5 protein-coding genes are annotated in these 3,912 nt (G+C 43.8%); 4 read left to right on the top strand and 1 reads right to left on the bottom strand.

Annotated features, from left to right (window positions below):
* The first annotated feature begins 158 nt into the window (after positions 1 to 158).
* Positions 159 to 542, top strand: coding sequence for an aspartate 1-decarboxylase autocleavage activator PanM (gene panM, locus KQJ19_RS22720; RefSeq protein ID WP_016154837.1), 384 nt, complete (start codon positions 159 to 161; stop codon positions 540 to 542).
* A 157-nt stretch (positions 543 to 699) separates the two neighbouring features.
* Here the strand turns inward: panM and livJ are convergent, their stop codons facing one another.
* Complete coding sequence (gene livJ, locus KQJ19_RS22725) at positions 700 to 1,803, bottom strand: branched chain amino acid ABC transporter substrate-binding protein LivJ (protein WP_101700395.1); 1,104 nt, start codon at positions 1,801 to 1,803, stop codon at positions 700 to 702.
* A 527-nt stretch (positions 1,804 to 2,330) separates the two neighbouring features.
* Between livJ and KQJ19_RS22730 the strand changes: the two genes are divergently transcribed.
* The 3 genes from KQJ19_RS22730 to KQJ19_RS22740 form a co-directional block, all read left to right on the top strand.
* The gene (locus KQJ19_RS22730; RefSeq protein ID WP_047501419.1) at positions 2,331 to 2,732 is read left to right on the top strand and encodes a PTS sugar transporter subunit IIA; all 402 of its coding nucleotides are present in this window, start codon (positions 2,331 to 2,333) and stop codon (positions 2,730 to 2,732) included.
* 6 nt (positions 2,733 to 2,738) lie between these two features.
* A complete protein-coding gene (locus KQJ19_RS22735; RefSeq protein WP_103766958.1) occupies positions 2,739 to 3,224 on the top strand; it encodes a PTS sugar transporter subunit IIB in 486 nt (161 codons plus the stop codon).
* Positions 3,225 to 3,239: 15 nt separating this feature from the next.
* Positions 3,240 to 3,912: PTS sugar transporter subunit IIC (locus tag KQJ19_RS22740; RefSeq protein WP_216404202.1), on the top strand; the 673-nt coding region annotated here is incomplete at its 3' end.

Here is a 3,912-nt window from a genome sequence, read left to right on the forward strand (position 1 = left end):
GGTATTATCCTGCCTGTTTTTCAAACTCTACTGTTTCAATCTGTCATTGTCGTTGTTACAAAACTATTAACCTGGTTAATCGCATTAAAAAGAGAAAGCATCCGGGCGAATTATTTCGGTACACTGATTCCATCTTTTGTGATTTGGACATGCTGTTAATGAAGCTGACCATCGTTCGTTTAGATAACTTTAGCGACCAGGACCTGATTGATCTGGGCAAAATCTGGCCGGAATATTCCGCCTCATCATTAAGCGTAGATGAAACGCACCGGATCTACGCCGCACGCTTTAACGAGCGTCTGTTAGGTGCCGTGCGAGTAACCCTGAGCGGCACACAAGGCGCACTGGATTCATTGCGCGTGCGCGATATCACCCGCCGTCGCGGCGTCGGGCAGTATTTGATCGAAGAAGTGATCCGGGAAAACCCTGACGTGAGTTCGTGGTGGATGGCCGACGTCGGCGTTGAAGACCGCAGCGTGATGGCCGCATTTATGCAGGTGTTAGGGTTTACGGCCCAGGAGAATGGCTGGGAGAAACGGTAGAAAACCGCCCCCAACCAATTGTATTACGAGTATTTTCCCAAGAATTTTGTGTTGCAGGCAGGCGGCAAGTTATAAAATCCCCGGAGCTTACATAAGTAAGTGACCGGGGTTGAATAACGCAGCCAACACACCTGCGGCACGAAAGGCGCCGGGAAAATCACTTGGCGTCGGTCGCCGTACCATTAGCATGCCAGTCAAACACGCCGAATTCGAAGCCTTTCAGGTCGCCCTTCGCATCCCATGACAGCGGCCCCATCACAGTTTCCACTGAGTTTGCTTTCAGATACTTGGCAATTTCAGCCGGATCGTCAGACTGGTTCAGACCGGCCTGCAAAGATTGCAGCGCGGCGTAGGTGGTCCATACGAATGCACCACTCGGATCCTGTTTCTTGGCTTTGATAGCATCTACGATGGGTTTGTTCGCTGGAACCTGGTCGTAGTTCTTCGGTTTCGTTACCAGTAAGCCTTCTGCTGATTCACCGGCGATGTTAGACAGCGACACGTTCGCTACACCTTCTGGCCCCATAAACTGGGTTTTCAGACCCGCGGCGCGTGCCTGGCGCAGGATTTGCCCCATTTCCGGGTGGTAACCGCCGTAGTAAACGAAATCGATGTTCTCTTTCTTCAAACGCGCTACCAGCGTAGAAAAATCTTTTTCCCCGGCGGTGATCCCGTCAAAGAACACCACGTTGGCGTTACCCTTTTTCAGGCCATCCTGCACCGCGCGGGCCAGGCCTTCACCGTACTGCTGCTTATCATGAATAATCGCGATGCGCTGCGGCTTCACTTTTTCAACGATATATTTGGCGGCCGTTGGGCCCTGATCGGAATCCAGACCAGTGGTACGCATCACCAGGCTATAGCCGCGCGCGGTCAGCTCCGGCGCCGTTGCCGCTGGGGTGATCATCAGAATGCCTTCGTCTTCATAGATGTCTGACGCAGGCTGAGTGGAAGAAGAGCACAGGTGACCGATTACGTATTTAATCCCGTCGTTGACCACTTTGTTCGCAACCGCTACCGCTTGTTTCGGGTCACAGGCATCGTCATATTTCACCATGACCAGTTTGTCACCTTTCACGCCGCCCTTGGCGTTGATATCCGCAATTGCCTGCTCTGCGCCGGTAAATTCCTGATCGCCATACTGCGCTACCGGGCCAGACATCGCCCCCACAACAGCAATTTTAATATCTTCTGCTAATGCCATGTTGCTGAATGCGAGTGCAATACATCCTGCCAGTAACGCTTTACCCTTCATTTTCATCCTGAGGTTCCTCATTGTTATGGTTGTTGCATTTGTTGTGATGTTGTTATTTAGCACATTATTCTGACATTGGCGTCACACCAAGTATAAGACATTGATATTTAGGCATGCTGACCGTGCATTTTCAGCATACTCTGCTAAAACATACCCCATTTTTATGGATTTGAAACGTGAATTTTTGCGATGACATAACATATAGGTGACAAAACTATAAATATCAATTTCATCTCCATAATATGACCTTATATCATCGATATAAAATATTATCTTAATTAAGATGCATTGTTGAATATATATAAATGACAATATTAATTATAAAAACCAAATATTATATTATTTTGTTATGCGTTATATGTATCCGCTAGAAATAGCCATATTAGTCAATACATTCAATATGTGATCTTGGTAACGTTTAAAAATCCATAAAACAATATATATTCAAAGAACAGAAACCACTCTCAAGAACGGAATCTGTTACATACAAAATATAAATCAAACATATGGATTATATATAAGGAAGATAACCATTGAATCTCTATGATATCATCATATTAACACATGGTGACGCAGGTAAAGAGTTATTAAACAGTAGTGAAATGATTGTTGGCAAAACGAAAAATACAACGGCTATTTCTCTGATCATCGGGATGTCACCAGAAACGTTAATGGAGCAAACAAGGAAAATACTCAGACCCAATATTAAAACCGTTATTCTTACCGATATATATGGTGGAACACCATCAAATGTAGCGACGGTTCTCTCCAGAGAATACCCTATTCATTGTATTAGCGGCGTAAACCTTGCCATGCTGCTTGAAGCGAATATGTTACAAGACTCCGATAAAGAAATCACCATCGAAGAATATGTTCAATGTATTCATGATGCCGGTAAAGATATGGTTCAAAGTTATCAATTTAATAAAGGATAATAGAGTATGAGTATAGTACATGCCCGCATTGATTATCGCCTAATTCATGGACAGGTTATCACCAAATGGCTGAAAAGGAGTAACGCCGATAAAATAATTGTTATTGATGACGAATTATATAATGATCCTTTTTTAGCCGAAGTTTATAAAATGGCGGCCCCCAGCGGCATCGAAGTAATCATGACATCCATTGAGGAAACGACAACCCGCTGGAATGAGAAAAATTTCCATACTGGCAAACTTTTAATCCTTTTCAAATCTATTGATTCAGCATTAAAGACTATTCAGGGCGGATTAGAACTTGAAGAGTTGCAAGTAGGCGGCATAGAAAACATCCCTGGTAGAAAAATCGTCTTTAATCAGATATCAATAAATAAAGAAGATGCAGAAAAACTACAAGTCATAGAAGACAGGAATATTAAAGTTTATTTCCAGACTATCCCAGAAGAAGAACCAGCCAGTCTGCAAAAAATAAAGAATAAGTTACCTTAAAAAGGAGAGGAACTTATGGGCGTTTCTACAGCAATATTGATTGGTTTAGTTTATTGGATATCACAAGCGAAGGTATGGTATGGCTTTTCAATCATGCGCATGCCGTTATCTATTGCCCCCATTATGGGAATTATCTTTGATGATATGCCGACTGCATTATCAGTCGGTGCGACATTACAGATGATCTATATAGGTAGTATTGCTCCTGGTGGGAACCCGCCAGCAGATGAGGGATTGGCCTCCTGCATCGCTATACCTATTGCTCTTACTGCGGGGATAAAACCTGAAATAGCGATTTCGTTGGCAATCCCAATAGGTTTATTAGGGGTTATCCTCGAAAACGTTCGTAAAACGGTTAATACCACATTTGTTCATATGGCCGATCGCTATGCCGAAAAAGCAGATATCAAAGGGATTCAGCGGGTAGCAACTATCTATCCTATTCTGTTGGCCTTCCCTATGCGCTTCGTTCCTGTTTTCGTTGCCTGTTTGTATGGCCCAGATGCTATTTCCTCATTTGTCAAACTGTTACCCTCCTGGACCACCAACGGCTTAGCTATCGCTGGTAATATTCTTCCAGCATTAGGTTTTGCTATCACTATCATTGTGATCGGTAAAAAACAATACATCCCGTTATTCATCATTGGTTTCTTCTTGGTCACATATTCAGGGCTAAACACCATAGGGA

Origin of the sequence: Citrobacter sp. S46_ASV_140 (assembly GCF_018919545.1) — a bacterium.
GTDB classification, from domain to species: domain Bacteria; phylum Pseudomonadota; class Gammaproteobacteria; order Enterobacterales; family Enterobacteriaceae; genus Citrobacter; species Citrobacter braakii.

Coding starts and splice junctions, on each gene's coding strand:
- panM (WP_016154837.1), top strand. CDS start 159: ATGAAGCTGACCATCGTTCGTTTAGATAACTTTAGCGACCAGGACCTG.
- livJ (WP_101700395.1), bottom strand. CDS start 1,803: ATGAAAATGAAGGGTAAAGCGTTACTGGCAGGATGTATTGCACTCGCA.
- KQJ19_RS22735 (WP_103766958.1), top strand. CDS start 2,739: ATGAGTATAGTACATGCCCGCATTGATTATCGCCTAATTCATGGACAG.